General features: G+C 58.6%; 18 protein-coding genes and 1 pseudogene. 11 read left to right on the forward strand and 8 right to left on the reverse strand.

Going from position 1 to position 22,899, the window contains the following annotated elements:
- The first annotated feature begins 290 nt into the window (after window positions 1–290).
- The 7 genes and pseudogenes from ACYZT7_RS01940 (at window position 291) to ACYZT7_RS01970 (ending at window position 5,959) form a co-directional block, all read left to right on the forward strand.
- Window positions 291–872, forward strand: a complete 582-nt coding sequence (locus tag ACYZT7_RS01940) for an alpha/beta hydrolase (RefSeq protein ID WP_462039732.1) — start codon at window positions 291–293, stop codon at window positions 870–872.
- A gap of 73 nt (window positions 873–945) precedes the next feature.
- Window positions 946–1,878 (forward strand): sigma 54-interacting transcriptional regulator, encoded by a 933-nt coding sequence (locus ACYZT7_RS01945; RefSeq protein WP_462039733.1) that lies wholly within the window; start codon window positions 946–948, stop codon window positions 1,876–1,878.
- A gap of 163 nt (window positions 1,879–2,041) precedes the next feature.
- Window positions 2,042–2,824: a MetQ/NlpA family ABC transporter substrate-binding protein gene (locus ACYZT7_RS01950; RefSeq protein WP_462039734.1), complete on the forward strand. Its 783-nt coding sequence runs from the start codon at window positions 2,042–2,044 to the stop codon at window positions 2,822–2,824.
- 670 nt (window positions 2,825–3,494) lie between these two features.
- Entirely contained in the window at window positions 3,495–4,160 is a 666-nt protein-coding gene (locus ACYZT7_RS01955; RefSeq protein ID WP_008148239.1) for an amino acid ABC transporter permease, read from the forward strand.
- Window positions 4,141–4,800, forward strand: coding sequence for an amino acid ABC transporter permease (locus tag ACYZT7_RS01960; protein ID WP_462039735.1), 660 nt, complete (start codon window positions 4,141–4,143; stop codon window positions 4,798–4,800). The genes ACYZT7_RS01955 and ACYZT7_RS01960 overlap by 20 nt, the downstream gene beginning before the upstream one ends.
- A gap of 89 nt (window positions 4,801–4,889) precedes the next feature.
- Window positions 4,890–5,096, forward strand: a pseudogene (locus ACYZT7_RS01965) (amino acid ABC transporter ATP-binding protein); the annotation flags it as partial.
- Window positions 5,093–5,959 carry a transporter substrate-binding domain-containing protein gene (locus tag ACYZT7_RS01970; RefSeq protein ID WP_462039736.1) on the forward strand — a complete coding sequence of 289 codons (867 nt, stop codon included), beginning with the start codon at window positions 5,093–5,095 and terminating at the stop codon, window positions 5,957–5,959. The pseudogene ACYZT7_RS01965 and the gene ACYZT7_RS01970, both read left to right, overlap by 4 nt.
- 126 nt (window positions 5,960–6,085) lie before the next feature.
- Here the strand turns inward: ACYZT7_RS01970 and ACYZT7_RS01975 are convergent, their stop codons facing one another.
- On the reverse strand, window positions 6,086–7,246 hold the full coding sequence (locus ACYZT7_RS01975; protein ID WP_462039737.1) for an AAA family ATPase: 1,161 nt from the start codon (window positions 7,244–7,246) through the stop codon (window positions 6,086–6,088).
- 183 nt (window positions 7,247–7,429) lie between these two features.
- Between ACYZT7_RS01975 and ACYZT7_RS01980 the strand changes: the two genes are divergently transcribed.
- The 3 genes from ACYZT7_RS01980 to ACYZT7_RS01990 are packed head-to-tail and all read left to right on the forward strand — an operon-like array spanning window position 7,430 to window position 12,647.
- Entirely contained in the window at window positions 7,430–8,533 is a 1,104-nt protein-coding gene (locus ACYZT7_RS01980; protein WP_462039738.1) for an efflux RND transporter periplasmic adaptor subunit, read from the forward strand.
- A complete protein-coding gene (locus ACYZT7_RS01985; RefSeq protein WP_462039739.1) occupies window positions 8,530–9,597 on the forward strand; it encodes an efflux RND transporter periplasmic adaptor subunit in 1,068 nt (355 codons plus the stop codon). Before ACYZT7_RS01980 ends, ACYZT7_RS01985 begins: the two co-directional genes overlap by 4 nt.
- On the forward strand, window positions 9,594–12,647 hold the full coding sequence (locus ACYZT7_RS01990; RefSeq protein ID WP_462039740.1) for an efflux RND transporter permease subunit: 3,054 nt from the start codon (window positions 9,594–9,596) through the stop codon (window positions 12,645–12,647). Before ACYZT7_RS01985 ends, ACYZT7_RS01990 begins: the two co-directional genes overlap by 4 nt.
- Window positions 12,648–12,684: 37 nt before the next feature.
- On the opposite strand, the gene ACYZT7_RS01995 is transcribed toward ACYZT7_RS01990, so the two are convergent.
- Window positions 12,685–13,311 (reverse strand): class I SAM-dependent methyltransferase, encoded by a 627-nt coding sequence (locus ACYZT7_RS01995; RefSeq protein WP_462039741.1) that lies wholly within the window; start codon window positions 13,309–13,311, stop codon window positions 12,685–12,687.
- Window positions 13,312–13,468: 157 nt separating this feature from the next.
- On the opposite strand from ACYZT7_RS01995, the gene ACYZT7_RS02000 reads away from it, so the two are divergent.
- On the forward strand, window positions 13,469–16,222 hold the full coding sequence (locus ACYZT7_RS02000; protein ID WP_462039742.1) for an RHS repeat domain-containing protein: 2,754 nt from the start codon (window positions 13,469–13,471) through the stop codon (window positions 16,220–16,222).
- Between the two features lie 93 nt (window positions 16,223–16,315).
- Here ACYZT7_RS02000 and ACYZT7_RS02005 read toward each other — a convergent pair whose 3' ends face one another.
- From ACYZT7_RS02005 to ACYZT7_RS02030, 6 genes are all read right to left on the reverse strand, one after another.
- The gene (locus ACYZT7_RS02005) at window positions 16,316–16,960 is read right to left on the reverse strand and encodes a methionine ABC transporter permease (RefSeq protein WP_008148260.1); all 645 of its coding nucleotides are present in this window, start codon (window positions 16,958–16,960) and stop codon (window positions 16,316–16,318) included.
- Window positions 16,950–18,071 (reverse strand): methionine ABC transporter ATP-binding protein, encoded by a 1,122-nt coding sequence (locus ACYZT7_RS02010; protein ID WP_462039743.1) that lies wholly within the window; start codon window positions 18,069–18,071, stop codon window positions 16,950–16,952. The genes ACYZT7_RS02005 and ACYZT7_RS02010 overlap by 11 nt, the downstream gene beginning before the upstream one ends.
- A gap of 2 nt (window positions 18,072–18,073) precedes the next feature.
- The gene (locus tag ACYZT7_RS02015) at window positions 18,074–18,883 is read right to left on the reverse strand and encodes a MetQ/NlpA family ABC transporter substrate-binding protein (RefSeq protein WP_462039744.1); all 810 of its coding nucleotides are present in this window, start codon (window positions 18,881–18,883) and stop codon (window positions 18,074–18,076) included.
- Between the two features lie 143 nt (window positions 18,884–19,026).
- A complete protein-coding gene (locus ACYZT7_RS02020; protein WP_462039745.1) occupies window positions 19,027–20,394 on the reverse strand; it encodes an LLM class flavin-dependent oxidoreductase in 1,368 nt (455 codons plus the stop codon).
- Window positions 20,394–21,587: an SfnB family sulfur acquisition oxidoreductase gene (locus tag ACYZT7_RS02025; RefSeq protein ID WP_462039746.1), complete on the reverse strand. Its 1,194-nt coding sequence runs from the start codon at window positions 21,585–21,587 to the stop codon at window positions 20,394–20,396. The genes ACYZT7_RS02020 and ACYZT7_RS02025 overlap by 1 nt, the downstream gene beginning before the upstream one ends.
- Window positions 21,588–21,610: 23 nt before the next feature.
- On the reverse strand, window positions 21,611–22,861 hold the full coding sequence (locus ACYZT7_RS02030) for an SfnB family sulfur acquisition oxidoreductase (RefSeq protein ID WP_462039747.1): 1,251 nt from the start codon (window positions 22,859–22,861) through the stop codon (window positions 21,611–21,613).
- Between the last annotated feature and the right edge of the window lie 38 nt (window positions 22,862–22,899).

Raw genomic sequence — 22,899 nt, forward strand, 5'->3', positions numbered from 1 at the left:
TGCAGCAAGGAGTGATTGACATATGCAATTTCGGCCTAATAAAGTAATTAAATATTCCTTTATTAGATAACCGTTTCAGCTAATCATCGATCCAATGATGTTGATCAGCGCTAGCAGATTTTGAGTTTCCGGGGCCGTCTCCTTGGCAGGGTGCGGCCCCTTTTTTTTGCCTGCTCCAAACTGCTGCATATGCCTTATAGATATTAATAAATAGCTTCTTATTCCTTAACGGATATAACTCTCCTCCCTATACTTGCTCAGGAACAGACACGCAGCAGGAGAGTTCCCCCATGCGCAACGAATCAATTCGCTATCTGATTGTGCCGGGCTGGCAAGGATCGCCAGAAGATCATTGGCAAAGCCATTGGCAGAACAGCCTGCCGAACAGCGCGCGGGTGGAGCAGGCCGACTGGCTAACGCCGCGTCGTGAAGACTGGGTGGCGGCACTGGCCGAAGCGATTGCCGCCGACAGTACGCCGGTGATCCTGATTGCCCATAGCCTGGGTTGCATCACTGTCGCGCATTGGGCTGCCAGTGCGCCCGTGCAGTTTTTGCGTCAGGTTCGCGGCGCCTTGCTGGTCGCCCCTGCGGACGTCGAGCGCCCGGCCTGCGCACCGGCCCTGCGCAACTTCGCACCGATCCCAACAACCCTTTTGCCCTTTGCGAGCCAAGTCGTCAGCTCCGACAACGACAGCGCCGTGAGCACACCGCGTGCGTTGGAACTGGCACGCAACTGGGGCGCCGAGGCGGGGATTTTGTCGGGTGCCGGGCACATCAATGTGAAGTCCGGTCACCAACGCTGGGAGCAGGGTTTTGCCTATCTCTATCGCCTGCAAAACCGAATGGAACACCACGCCCTGCGCCGCGCTTGAACCTTTTCTTTTTTGCTTTTGTTTTTTAAAAAAACGCCCCCCGTCTCCCGGCGGTTTTGGGCGGGAGTCTGCCATGAGTTTTGAAGCCTTCGGTCAGCCACTGCTGACTTTCCCCGACGCAGAAAAAAGTCCTCTGAGCATTCGCGCCAAGGCGCTGGTGTTTGTCGATCCGCGTTCGCGTCAGTTACGCCAGGAGCTGGAGCTATTGGCGCCGCGCTCGATCTCGGTGTTGATCCGTGGCGAAACCGGCAGCGGCAAGGAGTTGCTCGCGCGGCACATCCATCGCGCGAGTGATCGCGGCGGGTTGTTCGTGTCGGTCAATTGTGGCGCGATCAGTCCGACTTACGCCGATGCGGAATTGTTCGGTTATGCCGCTGGCAGTTACAGCGGATCGGCCAGCAGTCGCGCTGGCTGGTTCGGTTCTGCCAACGGCGGGACGCTCTATCTGGATGAGATCGGCGACTTGCCGCTGCCGATCCAGATCAAATTGCTCGCGGCGTTGGAAAACCACGAAGTCACTCGTGTCGGCGCTCAACAACCCAGCCCGGTGGACGTGCGCCTGGTGGCAGCTACCAGCATCGACCTGGCCCAGGCGGTGGCAGCCGGAAAATTCCATGAGCGTCTCTACCACTACCTCAGCGAAGGCCAGCTCGAACTGCCGGCCTTGCGTGAACGGGTGGGCGATATTTTGTCGCTGTCCGAATATTTCCTCGGCATCTATAGCCAGCGCCTGGACCTGCCGGTGCCGTTGATCAGCGAAGCCGCGCAGCATTTGTTAGAGCAACACAGTTGGCCGGGCAACACCCGGGAGCTGGAGAACGTCATTCACTTTGCGTTGTTGGTCAGTACCGGCGAAGAGATTTTGCCAGAGCATTTGAATCTGCCTGAAGCGCCCACCTCGCTGGCGCAGATCGAGCGGCAAGTGGCTCAAACGATCAAAAACGGCAGCGCTGCAGAGCGATCCGCACTCAAGCATTTGCTTGAAAGCCTGACACACACGCTATAGCGATCTGCATGAACAAAATGGAATATGAAAGTGAATAAAAGATATTGTTCGGGAATAAAAAATCCCGGTATTGTCCGCGTCACGCCAGAGATAGCACTTCACTGGCACTCGTACTCAATAAGCCGTCGTAGATGACGACCGTGATTTTCGATAAGGACACTGCATGAAAAAGGTTCTGTTGTTCACCGCATTGGCGGCGGCCCTGACCGCGGGCCTGGCCCAGGCTGGCGAGAAACTGGTGGTTGCGGCGACCCCGGTTCCACACGCCGAGATTCTTGAATTGATCAAGCCAACCCTCGCCAAAGAAGGCGTGGACCTGGAAATCAAAGTCTTCACCGACTACGTTCAGCCGAACGTACAGGTCGACCAGAAGCGTCTGGACGCCAACTACTTCCAGACCCTGCCGTACCTGAAAAGCTTCAACGACGGCAAAGGCACTCAACTGGTGACCGTGATCGGCGTGCACGTCGAACCGTTCGGCGGCTACTCGAAGAAAGTCAAAACCCTGGCTGAGCTGAAAGACGGTGCAACCATCGCGATCCCGAACGAAGGCAGCAACAGCGGCCGTGCCCTGATCCTGCTGCAGAAGGCTGGCCTGATCGAGTTGAAAGACCCGAAAAACGCCTTGGCCACACCGAAAGACATCGCCAAAAACCCGCACAACTTCAAGTTCAAGGAACTGGAATCGGCCATGCTGCCGCGTGTTCTGGACCAGGTCGACCTGGACATGATCAACACCAACTACGCGCTGGAAGCCGGTCTGAACCCGGCTAAAGACGCGCTGGTGATCGAAGGTGCAGATTCGCCTTACGTGAACTTCCTGGTGGCTCGTCCGGACAACAAGGACAGCGTTGCCATCCAGAAACTGGCCAAGGCGTTGACCAGTCCTGAAGTGAAAGCATTCATCGAGAAGAAGTACAGCGGCGCGGTATTGCCGGCGTTCTGATTCGCGAGGTAAACCCCTTCAAGGTTTCAAACGCCGACGGCTGGTAATAGCGTCGGCGTTTTTTTATTGGGCGTTGGGAATTATTTGGAATGTGAGTTCGGCTATAGAACCACCCCTCACCCCAGCCCTCCCGAAACGTCGGACCGCCCCACAGAGGAGAAGGGGGAAAGGGAGCAGATCTTTGTGTTCTTCAAACCCGAGTTCGACTCGATTCTTCAGGTCGATGTAGCTCGAAAGAACAACTCGGTCAGTCCCCTCGCCCCTTGGGAGAGGGTTAGGGTGAGGGGATGTTTTTGGCTACCCCCGTGCCTTCAACGCCCTGCGCAACGCCATTAACAACTTCACGACGTCCTGCGGATCCAGCCGCTGTGGCACTTTTACGTCAGCCATTTTCTCTTCCTTGTGAGGGTTCGGCCGGGGAGTCTGGCCAAAAGCTGTTCGTCCTTGGAGGGGCATACTGAAAAAAAGATCCTTCCTACAGCGCAAAGAAAAATAGTCGTCTTCCGCTGCCGCAGCAAATCCGCAGGATAGTTTTTTGCGTGATATCAATATGCTTCAACGGTATTTAAATTCTTCTTTTTATACCTTTAAAGTTGGTGCCTGCCGGGTAGTTATCCACTGCCCATGGACTGCACCACCGTCGCTTACCCTGCGGCGTCCAGGACGTTCAATGAACTTCGATTACGCATTTATCCTCAGCACCTTGCCGGCGTTTCTCAAAGCCGTGGGCGTGACGCTGCAGGTCGGCTTCATCGCCATCGGCACATCGCTGCTGGTAGCGCTGATCAACGCAACGATTCTAGTGTTTCGCACGCCTTACCTGCAGCGGCTCGTTGGGCTCTATGTGGAGCTGGCGCGCAACACCCCGCTGTTGATTCAACTGTTCTTCGTCTACTTCGCCTTGCCGGCTTTGGGCATCAAGGTTTCGGGCTTTGCTGCGGCGATCATCACCATGACCTTCCTCGGCGGCGCCTACCTCACTGAGGTGCTGCGTGCCGGCGTCGACGCGGTGCCTCAGGCGCAGCTCGAGTCCGGGCGCTCCATCGGCCTGTCTCACGGGCAATTGCTGCGCTACGTGATCCTGCCGCAAGCCGGCATCCTCAGCCTGCCGTCGCTGTTCGCCAATTTCATTTTCCTGCTCAAGGAAACCACCGTGGTCTCGGCGGTGGCGGTGCCGGAGATTCTCTACACCACCAAAAGCTACATCGCGCTCTACTACAAAACCTACGAAATGCTCGCCGTGCTGACGCTGATTTGTGTGCTGCTGTTCTTGCCGCTGTCGCTGCTGCTCAGCCGTCTGGAAAGGAGGCTCCAGCATGGCCAGTTCGGGTCTTGAGTTGCTCTGGGTGTCGTTGCCGCAATTGGGCAAGGGCGCTGCGCAAACCCTGTCGATCTCTTTCCTGAGCATCGCCATCAGCACCGTTGGCGGCGTGCTCTACGGCGTGTTGCGCACACTGGACTCGAAAGTGTTGAACGCGATCCTGCGGGTCTATCTGGAATTGTTCCGGGCGATCCCGGTGCTGGTCTGGCTGTATTTGCTGTTCTTCGGTCTGCCGATTTTCTTCGGCCTGAGCATTCCGAGCTACTGGTGCGCGGTGCTGGTGTTGTCGCTGTGGGGCGCCAGCGAAGTCGGCGAAGTGGTGCGCGGTGCGTTGCACTCGTTGCCTCGCGGGCAGCGTGAGGCAGGGTTGTCGATTGGCCTGAACGGGCCGCAACTCTACGGCTTTGTGCTGCTGCCCCAAGCGTTGAAGCGCATGACGCCGCCGACCATCAACGCCTACACGCGGATCATAAAAACCAGTTCCCTGGCGGTGCTGATCGGCGTGGTGGATGTGATCAAGGTCGGCCAGCAGATCATCGAGCGCACCTACGAATCGGTGCTGATCTACGGCGCTCTTTTCCTGTTTTTCTTTTTCATCTGCTACCCGCTGTCGGCCGCCTCGCGCGTGCTGGAGCGGCGCTGGACGCAAGCATGAGCGCATTGATCGAGTTCAAGGGTTTCAACAAGTTTTTCGGCGAGCAGCAGGTGCTCAACGGCATCGACCTGCACGTTAAACCGGGCGAAGTGATCGTCACCCACGAAATGGCGTTTGCCCGCGCCGTGGCTGACCGCATTGTGTTTATGGATGCCGGGCGAATCCTTGAGCAAAACCCTCCCGAGATTTTCTTTACGAACCCGCAAACCGCACGAGCGCAGCAGTTCCTGGAGAAGTTCTCCTACGTCGCCGCACTACCCAAAACGACTCAAACAAAGGAACTGGAACTGCTATGAAAACTGCCAAGACTTCTCTGCTGCTACTCCCGCTGCTCGGCCTCGCGTTGCTGGCCGGTTGCAACAAAACCGAAGAACCCACCAAACCGGCGGTCACCAATGCCAGCTATCTGGAAAAAATCAAGGCACGGGACAAGCTGATCGTCGGTGTCTTCACCGATAAGCCGCCCTTTGGTTTCGTCGATGAAGCCGGGCGCTACGTGGGTTTCGATACCGACATCGGCCGCCAATTTGCCAAGGACCTGTTGGGCGATGAGAACAAGGTCGAGTTCGTCGCAGTGGAACCGGCGAGCCGGATTCCGTTTCTGCAAAGTGACAAGGTCGATCTGATTCTGGCCAACATGACCGTTACCCCGGAGCGCAAGGAAGCGGTGGAATTCACCAATCCGAATCTGAAAGTCGCGGTGCAGGCGCTGGTGCCACAGGCAAGCTCGGTGAAGAACCTCGATGACCTGGCAACTCGCACGACCATCGTCACCACCGGCACTACAGCCGATATCTGGCTGACCAAGAACCACCCGGACTGGAAACTTCTCAAGTTCGAGAAAAATTCCGAGTCTCTGCAAGCGTTGGCGAATGGGCGCGGCGATGCGTATGCGCAGGACAATCTGGTGCTGTTCAGCTGGGCGAAACAGAACCCTGGCTATCGCGTGCTGACCCAGACGTTGGGCGCTGAAGCACCGATTGCGCCGGCGGTGAAGAAGGGCAATATCGAACTGCGTGATTGGGTAAATACCGAGTTGGCGAAGCTGGGTGAAGAGAAGTTTTTACTCAAGCTGTATGACCAATATGTGCGTAAAGAGCTGAGCGATGACACCAAGCCTGAGAGCGTGATTGTTGAGGGTGGGAAGTGGCAGGGGTGATTGGATGATCGTTCCCACGCTCCGCGTGGTAATGCCGCCCGGGACGCTCTGCGTCCCTTCACAAATCGTGACGCAGAGCGTCACAGGATGCATTCCCACGCAGAGCGTGGGAACGATCGGAGGGGGTTAGTCCGGCCAATACCACGCCGGCTCATCCAGCATCCGCTGCCCGACAATCTTGGTCTGGCCGAGATTTTTCTCCAGCACAATGCAATTACACTCCTGATCCTCCTGCAACGCCGAAATCAACCGCCGCGCATGAGAAACCACCCACACCTGACACTGCTCCGACGCGCGAATAATCAACCGCGCCAACGCCGGCAACAGGTCGGGATGCAAACTGGTCTCCGGCTCGTTCAACACCATCAACGTCGGCGGGCGAGGCGTCAGCAGCGCCGCAACCAGCAGCAAATAGCGCAACGTCCCGTCCGACAACTCGGCCGCCGACAATGGCCTCAACAATCCTTCCTGGTAAAACTCGATCGCAAACCGACCGCCCTGGAGCGGCGCGATGTTCAATCTCGCGCCGGGGAAGGCGTCACTGATCGCAGTCTGCAAGGCATCCGGATCGCCAATTTCGCGAATCGTCTGCAACGCTGCTGCCAGGTCTCGACCATCGTGGTGCAACACCGGCGTGCGAGTTCCCAGTTGTGGCTGGCGCACGGGCGCGTCGGCGTCGCTGCGAAAGTGATCGTAGAACCGCCAGCGACGGATGAATTCACGCAGTTGCAAGACTTCCGGCGAAGTGCGAAAGCTGCCGACCTGATCGAACAAACTGTCGAAGTTCGGCGTGTGCTGGGCCAGCACTTCCCAACCACGACCGACCCGGGCGCGGATCATCGGGCCATTGCGGTCTATCAGAAGGCTGGCCGGCCGGTAAAACGGGCCAGACCAGATACATTCCTTCTTGATTTCCGGATCGAGGGAAAAGTACGACTGTGTCGGCTCCGGCAGACCCAACGCGATCGAGTAGCTGAAATCTTCCCCGGCAAACCCCAGGCGCAGACGTTTGGCGCCGTGTCGTACGATCGCCTCGATCGGGACTTCGCCATTACGCATGCGCCGGCTGATGTTTTCCGGCCCGGCCCAGAAGGTCGAATCCAGCCCGCCCTCGCGGGCCAATGCATTGACCACGCCGCCCTGAGCGGTTTCCGCCAGCAGGCGCAACGCGCGGTAGAGGTTGGATTTTCCGCTGCCGTTGGGACCCGTGATCAGGTTCAACCGGCCCAGCGGGATCACCAATTTATTGATCGAACGGTAATTGGCTACCGCGAGGGTTTTGAGCATAAAGGACTTTCTCTGTGGCCCCGAAACGGCATCAGGATAACCGCGTTGGCGAATTTTACTTGTAGGAACTATTTGCAACTGCTGTAGGAGGGAATGCTTATTAGCTTGGGTGAAGGTGGAACCCTGTTCTAAGCTCACAGTCGTATCGCCATTGGCACGTCCGTACAACGCAAAGGAGTCTGCATGGCTGGTCCCGGATTGAAAATAGTGGTCGGCTTGGGCGTCCTTGCCTTGCTGGCCGCGTGCGGCGATAAAAAACAGGTCGAGAAAGACCGCCCGCGGGTGTTCGTGCAAGAGGTCAAGTCGGCTGATTACGCAGCGTCTGTGACACTCACCGGCGATGTTCAGGCGCGGGTGCAGACCGAGTTGTCGTTCCGCGTTAGCGGCAAGATCATCCAGCGTATGGTCGATGTCGGTGACCAGGTATCGGCCAAACAAGTGCTGGCCAAGCTCGATCCCAAGGACCTGCAAACCAGCGTCGACTCGGCTCAGGCACAGGTTGTCGCCGAGCAGGCCCGCGTCAAACAGACCGCCGCCGCTTTCGTTCGCCAGCAAAAACTCCTGCCCAAGGGCTACACCAGCCAGAGCGAATACGATTCCGCCCAAGCCGCCTTGCGCAGCAGCCAAAGCGCCCTGACGGCTGCCCAGGCGCAACTGGCCAACGCCCGTGAACAACTGAGCTACACCGCGCTGGTCGCCGACGCGCCGGGAGTGATTACCGCGCGTCAGGCCGAAGTCGGCCAAGTGGTGCAGGCCACGGTGCCGATTTTCAGCCTGGCCCGGGACGGTGAGCGCGACGCCGTGTTCAACGTCTACGAATCGCTGCTGGCTGAGGCGCCGGAAGATAAAACGATCGTGGTCAGCCTGCTCGACAACCCGGCTATCAAAACCACCGGCACCGTTCGGGAAATCACCCCGGCCGTCTCCGCGCAGACCGGCACGGTGCAGGTGAAAGTCACTCTCAACAGTCTGCCGGAAGGTATGCAGCTCGGCTCGGTGGTGAGTGCCACGGCCAAGACACCGGGCAAATCGGCGGTCGAACTGCCCTGGTCGGCGCTGACCAAAAACCTCAGCGACCCGGCCGTGTGGCTGGTGGACGACGAAGGCAAGGCACAACTGCACTCCGTCACTGTCGGTCGCTACCTGACTGGCAAAGTCATCATCAGCGCCGGGCTGAAGGGCGGCGAAAAAGTCGTCATCGCCGGCGGCCAGTTACTGCACCCCGGTGTGAAGGTGGAAATCGCCGAAAACACCTATAAGGATTTAGCCGCGGGAGCCCAGCCATGAAGCGTCTGTTGCTGGTTTTCGCCGGTGTGATCCTAGTGGCCTGCTCGAAAAAAGAACCGCCTCCGGAGCCTGTACGCCCGGTGTTGTCCATCAAGGTCCAGGCCCTGGACGAGGAAAATCTTGGCCGCTTCGCCGGCAGCATCCAGGCCCGTTATGAAAGCAATGTCGGCTTCCGGGTGCCGGGCCGCATCGCCAGCCGTAACGTCGATATCGGTGCCGAAGTCGAGAAGGGTGCCTTGCTCGCAACACTTGACCCCACTGACCAGCAAAACCAGTTGCGCTCGGCCCAGGGCGATCTGGCCCGTGTGCAGGCGCAGTTGATCAATGCCCAGGCCAACGCCCGGCGCCAGCAGGAACTGTTCGATCGCGGGGTCGGTGCGCAGGCGCAACTGGACATCGCCCAGACCGATCTCAAAACTACGCAGGCGTCCCTTGATCAGGCCAAGGCGGCGGTCGACCAGACCAAGGACCAACTCGGCTACGTCGAACTGCGCACCGATCACAAAGCCATCGTCACCGCGTGGAACGCCGAAGCCGGGCAAGTGGTGACCGCCGGCCAGCAAGTGGTGACCCTGGCGCAGCCGGACATCAAGGAGGCGGTGATCGACCTTCCCGACACGCTGGTCGACCAGTTGCCAGCGGATGTGGTGTTTCAAGTCGCCGTGCAACTGGACCCGAGCATTACCACCACCGCCATCGTTCGCGAAATCGAACCCCAGGCCCAAAGTGCGACCCGCACCCGTCGCGCCCGCCTGAGCCTGACTGATACGCCACCGGGTTTTCGCCTCGGTACGGCGATCAGCGTGACCCTCAGCTCCGCGATCAAATCGCGCATCGAATTGCCGGTGAGCGTGCTGCAAGAGGTTGATGGCAAATCGCGAATCTGGGTCGTCGATCCTCAGACGCAAACCGTTGCCCCACGAGACGTCAGCCTGATCAGCCGTACTGACAGCACAGTGGTGCTGGCCGACGGTGTGAAGTCTGGCGAGCGGGTGGTCAGTGCCGGTGTAAACAGCCTGAAACCTGGGCAAAAAGTGAAAATCGATGAGGACAGCCCGCAATGAAAGGGAGTTTCAACTTATCCGAATGGGCCCTCAAGCATCAGTCGTTTGTCTGGTATTTGATGTTCGTCGCGCTGTTGATGGGTGTGTTCTCGTACATGAACCTCGGCCGCGAGGAAGACCCGTCATTCACCATCAAAACCATGGTGATCCAGACCCGCTGGCCGGGCGCGACCCAGGAAGAAACCCTCAAGCAGGTCACTGACCGGATCGAGAAAAAACTCGAAGAGCTCGACTCCCTCGATTACGTGAAAAGCTACACCCGCCCCGGCGAGTCGACGGTCTTTGTTAACTTGCGTGACACCACCAGTGCCAAGGACATTCCGCAAATCTGGTACCAGGTGCGCAAGAAGATCAACGACATTCGTGGCGACTTCCCCCAAGGCCTGCAAGGGCCGGGGTTCAACGACGAATTCGGTGATGTGTTCGGCTCGGTCTACGCCTTTACGGCAGACGGTTTGTCGATGCGTCAGTTGCGCGATTATGTCGAGCAGGTCCGCGCCGAGATCCGCGAAGTACCGGGGCTGGGCAAGGTCGAGATGGTCGGCGAGCAGGACGAAGTCCTTTACCTGAACTTCTCCACCCGCAAACTGGCGGCGCTGGGCATCGATCAGCGTCAGGTGGTGCAGAGCCTGCAATCGCAAAACGCGGTGACCCCGGCCGGGGTGATCGAAGCCGGTCCCGAGCGGATTTCCGTGCGTACGTCGGGGCAGTTTGCCTCCGAGAAAGACCTGGAAAACGTCAACCTTCGACTCAACGACCGCTTCTACCGATTGGCCGACGTCGCTCAGATCAGTCGTGGCTATGTCGACCCGGCGACGCCGGAGTTCCGCTTTAACGGCCACCCTGCTATCGGCCTGGCCATCGCCATGAAGAAGGGCGGCAACATCCAGGTGTTCGGCAAGGCTTTGCACCAGCGCATGACCGACCTGACCGCGGACTTGCCGGTGGGCGTCGGTGTGCACACGGTTTCCGACCAGGCCGAAGTGGTAGAAAAAGCCGTCGGCGGCTTCACCAGCGCACTGTTCGAAGCGGTGGTGATCGTGCTGATCGTCAGCTTCATCAGCCTCGGCGTGCGCGCCGGATTGGTGGTGGCCTGCTCGATTCCGCTGGTGCTGGCGATGGTCTTCGTCTTCATGGAATACAGCGGTATCACCATGCAACGGATCTCCCTCGGCGCCCTGATCATCGCCCTCGGCTTGTTGGTGGACGACGCGATGATCACCGTCGAGATGATGGTCACGCGCCTGGAAATGGGCGAGACCAAGGAGCAAGCAGCCACGTTCGCTTACACCTCGACGGCGTTCCCGATGCTCACCGGTACGTTGGTGACGGTGGCCGGTTTCGTGCCCATCGGCCTGAACGCCAGCTCGGCCGGCGAGTACACCTTCACGCTGTTCGCGGTGATCGCGGTGGCCATGATCGTGTCGTGGATTGTCGCGGTGCTGTTCGCCCCGGTGATCGGCGTGCACATCCTCAGTGCCAACGTGAAACCTCACGACGTAGAACCGGGGCGCATTGGTCGCGCCTTCAACGGCGGCATGCTCTGGGCCATGCGCAATCGCTGGTGGGCGATCGGCATCACCATTGCACTGTTCGTGGCCTCGGTGTTTTCCATGCAGTTCGTGCAGAACCAGTTCTTCCCGTCCTCGGACCGCCCGGAAATCCTCGTCGACCTGAACCTGCCGCAAAACGCCTCGATCGCCGAGACCCGCAAGGCTGTGGACAAGCTCGAAGAAACCCTCAAGGGCGACCCGGACATTGTGCGCTGGAGCACGTACATCGGCGAAGGTGCGATCCGTTTCTACCTGCCGCTCGACCAGCAATTGCAGAACCCGTACTACGCGCAATTGATCATCGTCAGCAAAGGCCTGGAGTCGCGCACGGCCCTGAGTCAGCGCTTGCGTGAGCGGCTGCGCAAGGACTTCGTCGGCATCGGCAGTTACGTCCAGGCGCTGGAAATGGGGCCGCCGGTGGGTCGACCCATTCAGTACCGGGTCAGCGGCAAGGACGTCGATCAGGTGCGTAAACACGCCATCGCTCTGGCCACCGAACTGGATAAAAACTCGCACATTGGCGAGATCATTTACGACTGGAACGAACCGGGTAAAGTCCTGCGCATCGACATCGCGCAGGACAAGGCACGGCAATTGGGACTGTCGTCGGAAGACGTGGCCAACCTGATGAACAGCATCGTGGTGGGTGCACCGGTGACGCAGGTCGACGACGATATCTACCTGATCAACGTGGTGGGTCGTGCTGAAGACGCCGAACGCGGCACCCCGGAAACCCTGCAGAATTTGCAGATCGTCACGCCGGGCGGCACGTCGATTCCGCTGCTGGCTTTTGCCACCGTGCGCTATGAACTTGAGCAACCGCTGGTCTGGCGCCGCGACCGCAAGCCGACGATCACCATCAAGGCGGCGGTGCGCGACGAGATTCAGCCGACCGACCTGGTGAAGCAGCTCAAACCGGACATCGACAAATTTGCCGCCAGTTTGCCGGTGGGCTACAAGGTCGCCACCGGTGGCACGGTGGAGGAAAGCGGCAAGGCCCAGGGGCCGATTGCCAAGGTCGTGCCGTTGATGCTGTTTTTGATGGCGACTTTCCTGATGATCCAGTTGCACAGCGTGCAGAAGCTGTTCCTAGTGGCCAGCGTCGCGCCGCTCGGCTTGATCGGCGTGGTGCTGGCGCTGATCCCGACGGGCACGCCAATGGGCTTCGTGGCGATCCTCGGCATTCTGGCGCTGATCGGCATCATCATCCGCAACTCGGTGATTTTGGTGACGCAGATCGAGGCCTTGGAGAAGGACGGTCATGCACCGTGGGATGCCGTGGTGCAAGCCACGGAGCATCGTCGCCGACCGATTCTGCTGACGGCAGCGGCGGCGAGCCTGGGGATGATTCCGATCGCCCGGGAAGTGTTCTGGGGGCCGATGGCTTACGCGATGATTGGCGGGATTATTATTGCGACGTTGCTGACGTTGCTGTTTTTGCCGGCGCTTTACGTCGCCTGGTACAAAATCCGTGAGCCGAAGAAAGACGCTGCGTAATGATCGTTCCCACGCAGGAGCGTGGGAACGATCATGTTCAAGCTTTACGCCAAACACTCGCCAACCAAGGTTGCTGCTCCCGCGGCAACCCCGCAGGCCGGTAGTAATGCTCCAACTCCACAAACCCCGCCGCCGTCAGTAATTGCTGCCACGCCTCAAGATCGTGATACGCCCCATACCGCGGCCCGTTCCAGCCTTCCTGATTCTCACCACGCGGATTGGAACTGAACAACACTCCTCCCGGCTTCAAAGCCCCGCGCAATTGCTTCAACACCCGAGGCAATTCCTGACGCGGAATATGAAACAACACCGCATTGGCAAAAATCCCATCGAAGCGCTCAGCTGGCAGATCAAGCTTCAGGAAATCCTGCTGCCACACCTCACAGCCACTGTCTTCGCGCGCCATCTGCGCAAACTTTTCCGAGCCATCAAGCCCGACAGCGGTGTGGCCCATGTGCGTGAAGGTTTGCAAATCACGCCCCGGCCCGCAGCCAAAATCCAGAATGTCGAACGGCGCCACACCCTGAACATACCGCAGCAGCGCATCAATGTTCTGACTGACATCGTGATCGCGAGTCCCTTCGCGAAAACCTTCGGCCACCGAGTTGTAATGGCCCAGTGTAGTGGCAGTGATCTGCTCCAGGTCGGTGGGAGTCTGTTTCATGGTCGGCTGCGCAGGCAATTGGGATTTGCCGAATATACGCCAAGAGGCCCGGGGGATGCTGCGTAGACAATCTGCGTCAACCTGTTACTTCTTACAGTATCCGTCAGGTGATAAAAGGCTCAGTCTTTCCTCAACACGTGCGAAGGATCGTTATGCCATGAATCTTCACCATGACACTGCCACACCAACCTTGTCGGTCAAGGATCCGCGTGCCTTGGCGATTCGCAGCGTGGGTTACTGGCGCCACCCGGACAAAACAGTGATTGAACCGCGCATCACCCGGCAAGTGTTCGATGCTGCGGGGCGGTTGATTCAGTCGTGGGACCCACGATTGTGGGGTACAGCGCCGAAGCCGAATATAGCCACGATCCACGGCCTGAGCGGCCAGCCTTTGCTGTTGGACAGCGTGGATGCCGGGTGGCAGTTGAGCCTTTTGGATCAGGCAGGTTCGCTACGTTCGTTCTGGGACGGTCGAGGCAGCCAGCGGCACATCGACTATGACGATCAACAACGACCGATAAACGTTACGGATCAGACGGCCGGAGAACGGCCACACGTGGCGGAGCGGTTGACCTATGGCGGCTCCGGCCCAGTGTTCGCCGCACATAACCAGTGCGGGCAACTGGTCCGTCATGATGACCCTGCGGGCTCTCAACGCGTCGGCGACTACGGTCTGGCGGGTTCAGTTTTGATGGAAAGCCGACAATTCCTCTCCGAACTTGAAACACCCGACTGGCCTGACGAGCTAGAGGCCCGAGACGAATTGCTGGAAGAACAGTCGTTCGTCACCCACTACACCTTCCTCCCTACAGGTGAGATTCAACGTCAGATCGATGCCATGGAGAATGTGCGAACCTTCGGCTATGACGTGGTGGGCAAGCTCAGGGAAGTCGGGCTGCTACTGGCTGGGGATGGCAATCAACCGCAATGTCTGGTCAGTAACATTCGCTACAACGCCGATGACCAGATCGAAAGCGAAACGGCGGGCAAAGGCGTTGAAACGCAAGTTGAATACGACGTCGAGAACCGTCGTTTGACAAGGCTGGTAGCGGCGGTCGGGAATCAAAAGCCGTTGCAGGACCTGAACTACCTCTACGATCCGATAGGCAACATTGTCGAGGTGGAAGACAAATCCCAAGCCGTGACGCATTTCAACAACCAGCGTATCGAACCGATCAGCCGCTACCGCTATGACAGCCTGTATCAATTGGTCGAGGCCAAGGGCTGGGAAGTCTCCAATCCAAGCCACGGACCCGCGTTACCGCAGTTACTGCCCACACCGCTGGACCCCAATCAGCGGCGCAATTACACACAGGAATTCGATTACGACCCAGCCGGCAATCTGATCTCTCGTCACCACAGCGGTGCGCCCGGTTTCTCGATGTTTACCTCTGCGGGCAGTAACCGAAGCCTGGCTCAACGAGATGATGGTTCATTACCGGGTGAACCTGAAATCACCTCAGGTTTCGATGCCTGCGGCAACCAGCTGGAGCTGATACGTGGCCAAGCCATGGCTTGGGACGTTCGCAATCAGTTGAGGCGGGTGACCTTGGTCAAACGCGAAGACGAGCCGGACGATTACGAATGTTATGCCTACGACCGTCCCGGCCATCGATTGCGCAAAGTGAATTTCAGCCAGACCGGTAGCCGGACTCTGCGCACGGAAGTCCTTTACCTCCTCGGTCTGGAAGTCCATCGACAGGCCGATGGTGAAGAACACCATGTCATAAACGTTGAAGCAGGACGAAGCAGCGTTCGAGCCCTGCATTGGCCCGAAGATGTCCATGACGATCAACTGCGCTACAGCCTCAGCGATCATCTCGGCTCCAGCGGTTTGGAATTGGACGACGAGGCTGGCGTGCTGACTCAGGAACACTATTACTCCTTTGGCGGCACGGCGTGCTGGGCGGGTAAAAGTGCGTTGGCGGCGAAGTACAAAAGCTTTCGATATTCGGGAAAAGAGCGGGACGCAACGGGGCTTTACTACTATGGGTATCGATATTACTCGCCATGGTTACAGCGATGGATAAGTCCGGATCCAGCAGGGGATATCGACGGTGTAAACTTATTTATGTTTGTAAGGAATAGCTCAGTTTCTCGCGGAGATCTCAATGGCTTAGATAGCACAGCCGTATCATCAATACTTATGCGAAGAGCCAATAATGCAAGCGATCGCGCTGATGCCTCACGTGATTTTTCTCGGGCCGAAGCTGTTCCGATAAAAAAATTCAAGCATCTTGCTAGTGTGGTGATGCATAGAAATGAAGAACTAAAAAATTTGGGAGGATTTGTTTTTCATGCGAAAGTGGTTGTACCACGCGACAAGTCTTTTTTTTGGAGTGGGGATAAAGTTGATGTCAATGGGAATGTTATTAAAAGTGCCATGTTGACAGCGCAGTTTCTTGCGGGGGAAGTAGGAGGTTCGACAATTGAGATGACTTCGGGGGGGCACAAGCTTGATAATTATAGCGAGTCCAAATGGCCCGCGTCCGGTGCAAACCGATCATCGCCGGGTTTTATGTTTTTAAAATCTCGCTTCAAATATATGGACTCTCCTTCGTTCAGAGCAGAGCTTCTTACAAAATTACCTGAGCGTCTCGGTGTTGATGTTGAAAGAACGTTAGGGGCGTCATTTTTTACACGTACGGAAAACCCGCTTAACAGCCCTCATAGCGGTGTCGCAGGTGTGTTATGGGACGTAGTGTCTATTAGATTTGCCCGGCAGGCTACGGGAGACGTTAACGTAATTCATGCGGGGGCATCAAATGATCCATATTTCCAGAGCCCCACTTTTATGAGAAGTACTTGGTTAACCAAGGAAAAAATCGCAATGGGTGAAGAGGCAAAAACTACGATAATTGAAAGGTTTGGTGAAGACCTTGAAGATTGGCAGTTGCAAGCGCCAAGATGAATAGGATGAACCATTGAAATAAACACAGCCTGAGTACTGGAAAACTAAGTAAGTTTCCGTCAGTACTTCAGGCTGCGATCTTTTGCTCTTGGCTCAACGCTTGTTCAACCCCCGCGCCAACCGATCCCCGCCCAACTGAATCACCGCCACCAACACCACCAGCAACACAATCACCGTCAACATGATCTGGCTATCAAACCGCTGATACCCGTACCGATAAGCGATATCTCCCAACCCGCCGGCACCAATCGCCCCCGCCATGGCCGATGAGTTGATCATGGTCACCAGGGTGATGGTGAAACCGCCGACAATCCCCGGCAGCGACTCGGGCAACAACACATGCCAAACGATATGCCAGCGCCGGCAACCCATCGCTTGTGCGGCTTCGATCAGCCCGTGATCGACCTCCCGCAAACTGACTTCGGCGATGCGCGCAAAGAACGGCGTGGCAGCGATGGTCAGCGGCACCACGGCGGCCCAGACACCGTACGTGGTACCGACGATCAGCCGGGTGAACGGAATCAGCGCCACCATCAAAATCAGAAACGGAATCGAGCGGAACAGGTTCACGAACGCGCCCAATGCGCGGTTCAGCGCCGGTGCTTCGTAGATCCCGCCCTTGGAGCTGGTGACCAGGATCACCGCCAGCGGAATGCCCGCCAGCAGTGCGATCAATGACGACACGCCGACCATCAAAAACGTGTCGATGAAGCCTTGCAGCAAGCGATCAAACCACATAACCCAGCACCTCCACCTGTTGCGCCCAGTTGCCGGCGCGTTGCCGCAATTCCTCTGCACCGAGGGACGAACCGGTCACCGCCAGCAGCAGTTTCCCGAGTGCATGGCCCTGAATCCGTTCCACGCCACCTTGCAGCAAGCGCACGCGACCGCCGAGGGCGCTGAACAGTGCCGCCAGATCTGGCTCGTCGTGAGCCGCGCCAGTGAATTGCAGTCGCAATACCACCGCGTCACCCGAGGACTGCAGTTGCGCACGCAAACGGCTTTGCAGCTCTTCCGGCAAACCGTGTTGCAACGGCGCCAGTAAGGTTTTGCTGACCTCGTGCTGCGGGTTGCCAAAGACTTCCCAGACCGGCCCTTGCTCGACGATGCGCCCGTGTTCCAGCACCACGACTCGGTCGCAGATATCGCGAATAACGGCCATCTCGTGGGTGATTAGCACAATGGTCAGGCCCAGGCGCTGATTGATCTCGCGCAGCAGGCCGAGGATTGATTGCGTGGTTTCCGGGTCCAGCGCCGAAGTCGCTTCGTCGCATAGCAGAATTTCCGGGTCATGCACCAACGCGCGGGCAATGCCGACGCGCTGTTTCTGCCCACCGGAAAGCTGCGCCGGGTAGGCTTTGTGCTTTTCTTGCAGGCCCACCAGTTCCAACAATTCGCGGACTTTGTGCTCGCGTTTGTCCTTCGGTACACCGGCCACCTTCAGCGGCAACTCGACGTTCTGCCAAACCGTCTTGGCTGACATCAGGTTGAAGTGCTGGAAGATCATGCCGATGCGCCGACGCAGCGCTACCAGGCGGTCTTCGTCGAATTCACCGATGTCGACCTGATCGATCAGCACACGGCCTGTGCTCGGTTGTTCCAGACGGTTGATGGTGCGGATCAGTGACGATTTGCCAGCACCGCTGCGGCCGATGATGCCGAACACTTCGCCGCGCTGGATCGCCAGGTCGATGCCGTGCAGGGCGGCCACCGGACCTTGCTGGCTGTTGTAGGTTTTGCCCAGGCCGATGAAGCGCACGTGGGCGCGATTCAGGTCCGGGTGCAGTTCGGTGTGTTCAGCTTGCTGAGGCTCCGGAATTTCCAGTCGCCGTTGGATCGCGGCTGTCATGTTCAGCTTTCCCAACCGGCTTGATAAAGCTTGCCGTGGGCTTTATCCAGCGCTGCACGAACGGCCGGCGAATGCTGGTAGATGTCGACGAACTTGATCAGGCGCGGGTCGGTTTTGCTTTTCGGCTGAATCACGAACTGGATCACATATTCCTTGTGATCGAGGCCGTCGAACAGCAGGGCAGAGCCGGCATCAAAGGTCTTCGACAGGCGAATGTAGGCCGGGTAGCCCTGGACCAGATCGGCGTCGTCATAGGCGCGGACCAGTTGCACGGCTTCGACCTGCAGGATTTTGATTTTCTTCGGGTTGGCGATGATGTCTTCTTCGGTGGCCTTGTAGCCGACACCCGGTTTGAGCGTGATCAGCCCGGCCTTGGCCAACAGTTGCAAACCACGACCGCTGTTGATCGGGTCGTTGGCGATCGCCACGCTGGCGCCTTCCGGCAGTTCGTCGAAGCTTTTGTATTTCTTCGAGTAGAGGCCGACGTTGTTGATGATCCCCGGTGCGAACGGCACCAGGTCGAAACCGGCGGCGGCCTTGGCGTTTTCAAGGAACGGGATGTGCTGGAAGTAATTTACGTCGATGTCACCGGCGGCGAGGCTGACGTTGGGCGCGATCCAGTCGCTGAACTCCACCAAGTCGACTTGTAGGCCCTGTTTTTTGGCTTCTTCGACGGCGGCTTCCAGGGGAATGGCGAAGGCGGCGGTGGTGCCGACCTTCAGCGGCGCGTCGGCGGCGAAGGTGATGGAGCTGAAAAGGCCGAGGGCCAGGGCCAGTGCTTTGACTGGGTGAGTTAAGAGTTTCTTGGTCATGATGGTTGTTCCAGTCAGTGCATTAAATGTGTGGTGTTTGGTCGGGCCTCATCGTCGGAACGCCGCCCGGAACAAGCTCGCTCCCACAGGGGTTGTGTGAACACCCGAGATCCAATGTGGGAGCGAGCTTGCTCGCGATGCTTTTAGCGGCGGAACGCGGATCCGGTGTGTTGCTCAGGCAAATGCGCCTCGCCGTGAAACAGCTTTTCCCGCAGGCTGCCGGTGTCGTAAGCGGTCTTGTACGACCCTCTGCGCTGCAATTCGGGAATCACCCGTTCAATGAAATCCACATAGCTTTCCGGCGTGACAATCCGCGTCAGGTTGAAGCCATCCAGACCGGTTTCTGCGATCCACGATTCCAGCTCATCGGCTACTTGCTCAGGCGAACCGACCACGGTGATGTAGCGTCCTCCGAGGGCGTGTTGCTCGAGTAATTTGCGGCGGGTCCAGTCGTTGTTTTGCAGGTTCCTGGTGGCGGACTGGATCGCGTTGCTCCTCACGTACTGGATCGGTTCGTCGATGGCGTATTCGGAGAAATCGATCCCGGTGGACGCCGAGAAATGCGCCACGCCGGCCTCGGCACTGGCGTAGCTCAAGTACTCGGCATGCTTGGTCCTGGCCGCCTCTTCGGATTCGCCGACAATCACGTTCAGCCCCATGAACACCTTGATGTCCTCGGGGTTGCGCCCGGCCTCGACGGCACTGGCGCGAACCTTGTCCACTTGAACTTTGGTCGACGGTTTGTTCTGGCCGCTGATGAACACGCACTCGGCATGTCGCCCGGCGAACAGCAAACCGCGATCCGAACTGCCGGCCTGGAACAGCACGGGTGTACGTTGCGGCGACGGTTCGCAGAGGTGATAACCCTCGACCTGATAGAACTCGCCCTTGTGCTCGACCTTGTGCACTTTCTCCGGTTGGGCGTAGATCCGCTGCTGCGGATCGTTAAGCACCGCGCCGTTTTCCCAACTGCCTTCCCAGAGTTTGTAGAGCACTTGCAGGTATTCATCGGCCTGGTCGTAACGACGGTCGTGTTCCACCTGTTCGCTCAAGCCCATGGCCTTGGCGGCGCTGTCGAGGTACCCGGTGACGATGTTCCAGCCGACCCGGCCGCGGCTCAGATGGTCGAGCGTCGACATGCGTCGGGCGAACAGATACGGCGGTTCGTAAGTCAGGTTGGCAGTGAGTCCGAAGCCGAGGTTTTTGGTGACGGCAGCCATGGCCGAAACCAACAGCAGCGGGTCATTGACCGGCAACTGGATGGACTCTTTGAGCGGTACGCCCACCGAGTTTTGGTAGACGTCGTAAACACCGACGATGTCAGCGATGAACAGGCCGTCGAACAGTCCGCGCTCCAGCAGTTGCGCCAGTTCGGTCCAGTATTCGATCGTCTTGTATTGGGTTGACGTGTCCCGTGGATGCGTCCACAGACCATGGTTGATGTGCCCGATGCAGTTCATGTTGAACGCGTTGAGCAAAATCTTTTTCCTCTTTGTTAAAGGCGAGGGCATCAGATCGTCCCCCGCAGTGGCGGGTTTTCATCGTTGAGGTAGTAATTGCCGACCGCGTGATACTTCCAGCGCACCGGGTCGTGCAGGGTGTGTACCCGAGCGTTGCGCCAGTGGCGATCCAGGCCGTGTTCGACCAGGGTTGCCTGGCTGCCGGCCAATTCGAACAGCGTGCTGCCAGCGGCGAGGGAAATCTCGGTGCTAATGGCGCGGGCTTCAGCGACGGCAATCGACGCGGCGGCGACGGTCTCGGCGTTGGTCTTGGCCTGAGCCTTGTCGAGGAATTCGCCGGAGCGTTCCAGCAAGGCTTCAGCGGCGTGCAGGCGAATGCTCAAGTGGCCGAAGCTCTTGATGGTCAGCGGGTCTTCGGTGGCTTTGTCGTTGCCGGAATCGATCCACGGCCGGGTCTTGGTGCGCACGAAGTGCAGCGCATCTTCATAAGCGGCGCGGGCGATGCCGGTGTCGATAGCGGCGTGAAGAATCTGTGCCAACGGGCCGACGGTGGTCGGGCGTTCGAACGCGCTCTGAAACGGGATCACGTCTTCGGCGGCGACGTAAACATCTTCAAACACCACCGAACCGCTGCCGGTGGTGCGCTGGCCGAAGCCGCTCCAGTCGTCGATCACTGTCAGACCCTTGGCGTTACGAGGGGCGAAAGCGAGTTGCTGAACGCCGTTTTCGTCCACGACCGATGTCGGAATGCGCTGTGCGTAAATCGCCCCGGTGGCGTAGAACTTGCGGCCGTTGATGCGATAGCCGTTGCCGTCGCGGGTCAGGCTGGTGACGCGGTCGTGAGCGGTTTTGGTGCCCAGTTCCGCAAGGGCATTACCGAAGCGTTGACCGGCCAGTACCTCGGCGTAGAGGCGCTTTTTCTGTTCGGCGCTGCCGTTCACGCGGAGCACTTCGAGGGCGTAAAAATGGTTCTGCGGGATTTGTCCGAGTGAACCGTCAGCCTGGGCAATCAACGCGATCACTTTGGCCAGGGTGACGTTGGAAACCCCGGCGCCGCCGTATTCTTTTGGCACGCTGATGCCCCAGAGACCCGAGCGGGAAAACACTTCCAGTTCCGGGTGTGGCAAACGGCGTTCGCGGTCGCGCAGGGCGCTGTCGCGTTTGAAATCTTCGGCCAGGTCACTGGCGACAATCAGGGCTTGCTCATCGCTGGTTATGACCGCGACGTGGTGAGAAAGAGTCATGTGTTTCTCCAGAGATCTGGTCGTTAAATCCAGGAGTGGCGAGCGGGTAGCGTGCCGTTCAGGTGATAAGTGCCGACGGCGTGATATTTCCAGCGCACCGGGTCGTGCAGCGTGTGCACGCGGGCGTTGCGCCAGTGGCGGTCGAGGTTGAATTCGGCGAGGGTGGCGCGGCTGCCGGCCAGTTCGAAAAGCTTTTCGCTGGCCAGCAGCGAGATCTCGGTGGTCAGCACTTTGGCTTCGGCCACGGCAATCGAGGCGCGGGCGGCAGACTCGGCGGTGAGCGGCGCGGCGCTGACCTGATCGAGCACTTGCCCGGCCTTGCGCAGCAGCGCTTCGGCGGCGTGCAATTCGATCTTCAGTTTGCCGATGTCGGCGATCACATAGAGGTCATCGCTGGCCCGTTCGACCTTGGCGTCGATCCACGGCCGTGCACGGGTTTTCACGAATTCGATGGCGTCGTCGATGGCGCCTCGGGCGATGCCGGCGTCAATGGCTGCTTGTATCAACTGCGACACGGCGCCCTGAATGTTCGGGCTGTCATTGATCTTCCAGTTTTCCACCACCAGCTCGGCGTCGACCTGCACGTTATTGAGCAAAAGGGTGCCGCTGGCGGTGGTGCGTTGGCCGAAGCCCGACCAGTCATCAACGATGCGCAGGCCCGGTGTACCGCGGCGGACGAAGGCCAGCACTTGCTTGCCGTCGTCGTTCAGCGCCTTGACGGCGACCCAGTGGGCGAACAGCGCGCCGGTGGAATAAAACTTCTGCCCGTTGAGAACGAAGCCGTCACCGTCAGCGGTGATTCGTGCCTTGAGTTCAAGGGTGTTTTTGGTGCCGCGCTCAGGCCCCGCGTTACCGATTCGCCAGCCGTCGAGCACGCTTTTGAACAGCTGTTTTTTCTGCGATTCAGTGGCGCTGCCGAGCACCAGGTTGAGAATGCCGAACTGGTTCTGCGGGATCTGTCCCAGTGCCGGGTCGGCCGCGGAAATGATCGCAAAGACTTCGGCAACCGTGACGAACGAAACCTGCGGGCCACCGTACTCACGCGGGATGGCAATGCTGCCCAGGCCGCTGCGGGTGAACTGTTCGATTTCCGACCACGGTAGCTTGCGCTGCTGGTCGCGCTTGGCTGCTTGCAGACGGGCGACTTGCGCCAGCTCATGGGCAGCCTTGATGGCTTGTGCGTCGTTGCGCAAGACCTGCGCGGGCAACAACAGCGGGGCGATGTCCAGATTGCATCTGCCAGACTGGACATCAGTGCCGCTCCTTGGCTGCACGCAATGCCCTGGCGATCTGCACTGGGGTGATTGTGTTC

The organism is Pseudomonas sp. RT4P38 (genome assembly GCF_054897765.1).

Excerpts from the sequence above, each read along its gene's own strand:
- ACYZT7_RS01940 (WP_462039732.1), top strand. The coding sequence starts at position 291 with ATGCGCAACGAATCAATTCGCTATCTGATTGTGCCGGGCTGGCAAGGA.
- ACYZT7_RS01945 (WP_462039733.1), top strand. The coding sequence starts at position 946 with ATGAGTTTTGAAGCCTTCGGTCAGCCACTGCTGACTTTCCCCGACGCA.
- ACYZT7_RS01950 (WP_462039734.1), top strand. The coding sequence starts at position 2,042 with ATGAAAAAGGTTCTGTTGTTCACCGCATTGGCGGCGGCCCTGACCGCG.
- ACYZT7_RS01955 (WP_008148239.1), top strand. The coding sequence starts at position 3,495 with ATGAACTTCGATTACGCATTTATCCTCAGCACCTTGCCGGCGTTTCTC.
- ACYZT7_RS01960 (WP_462039735.1), top strand. The coding sequence starts at position 4,141 with ATGGCCAGTTCGGGTCTTGAGTTGCTCTGGGTGTCGTTGCCGCAATTG.
- ACYZT7_RS01970 (WP_462039736.1), top strand. The coding sequence starts at position 5,093 with ATGAAAACTGCCAAGACTTCTCTGCTGCTACTCCCGCTGCTCGGCCTC.
- ACYZT7_RS01975 (WP_462039737.1), bottom strand. The coding sequence starts at position 7,246 with ATGCTCAAAACCCTCGCGGTAGCCAATTACCGTTCGATCAATAAATTG.
- ACYZT7_RS01980 (WP_462039738.1), top strand. The coding sequence starts at position 7,430 with ATGGCTGGTCCCGGATTGAAAATAGTGGTCGGCTTGGGCGTCCTTGCC.
- ACYZT7_RS01985 (WP_462039739.1), top strand. The coding sequence starts at position 8,530 with ATGAAGCGTCTGTTGCTGGTTTTCGCCGGTGTGATCCTAGTGGCCTGC.
- ACYZT7_RS01990 (WP_462039740.1), top strand. The coding sequence starts at position 9,594 with ATGAAAGGGAGTTTCAACTTATCCGAATGGGCCCTCAAGCATCAGTCG.
- ACYZT7_RS01995 (WP_462039741.1), bottom strand. The coding sequence starts at position 13,311 with ATGAAACAGACTCCCACCGACCTGGAGCAGATCACTGCCACTACACTG.
- ACYZT7_RS02000 (WP_462039742.1), top strand. The coding sequence starts at position 13,469 with ATGAATCTTCACCATGACACTGCCACACCAACCTTGTCGGTCAAGGAT.
- ACYZT7_RS02005 (WP_008148260.1), bottom strand. The coding sequence starts at position 16,960 with ATGTGGTTTGATCGCTTGCTGCAAGGCTTCATCGACACGTTTTTGATG.
- ACYZT7_RS02010 (WP_462039743.1), bottom strand. The coding sequence starts at position 18,071 with ATGACAGCCGCGATCCAACGGCGACTGGAAATTCCGGAGCCTCAGCAA.
- ACYZT7_RS02015 (WP_462039744.1), bottom strand. The coding sequence starts at position 18,883 with ATGACCAAGAAACTCTTAACTCACCCAGTCAAAGCACTGGCCCTGGCC.
- ACYZT7_RS02020 (WP_462039745.1), bottom strand. The coding sequence starts at position 20,394 with ATGCCCTCGCCTTTAACAAAGAGGAAAAAGATTTTGCTCAACGCGTTC.
- ACYZT7_RS02025 (WP_462039746.1), bottom strand. The coding sequence starts at position 21,587 with ATGACTCTTTCTCACCACGTCGCGGTCATAACCAGCGATGAGCAAGCC.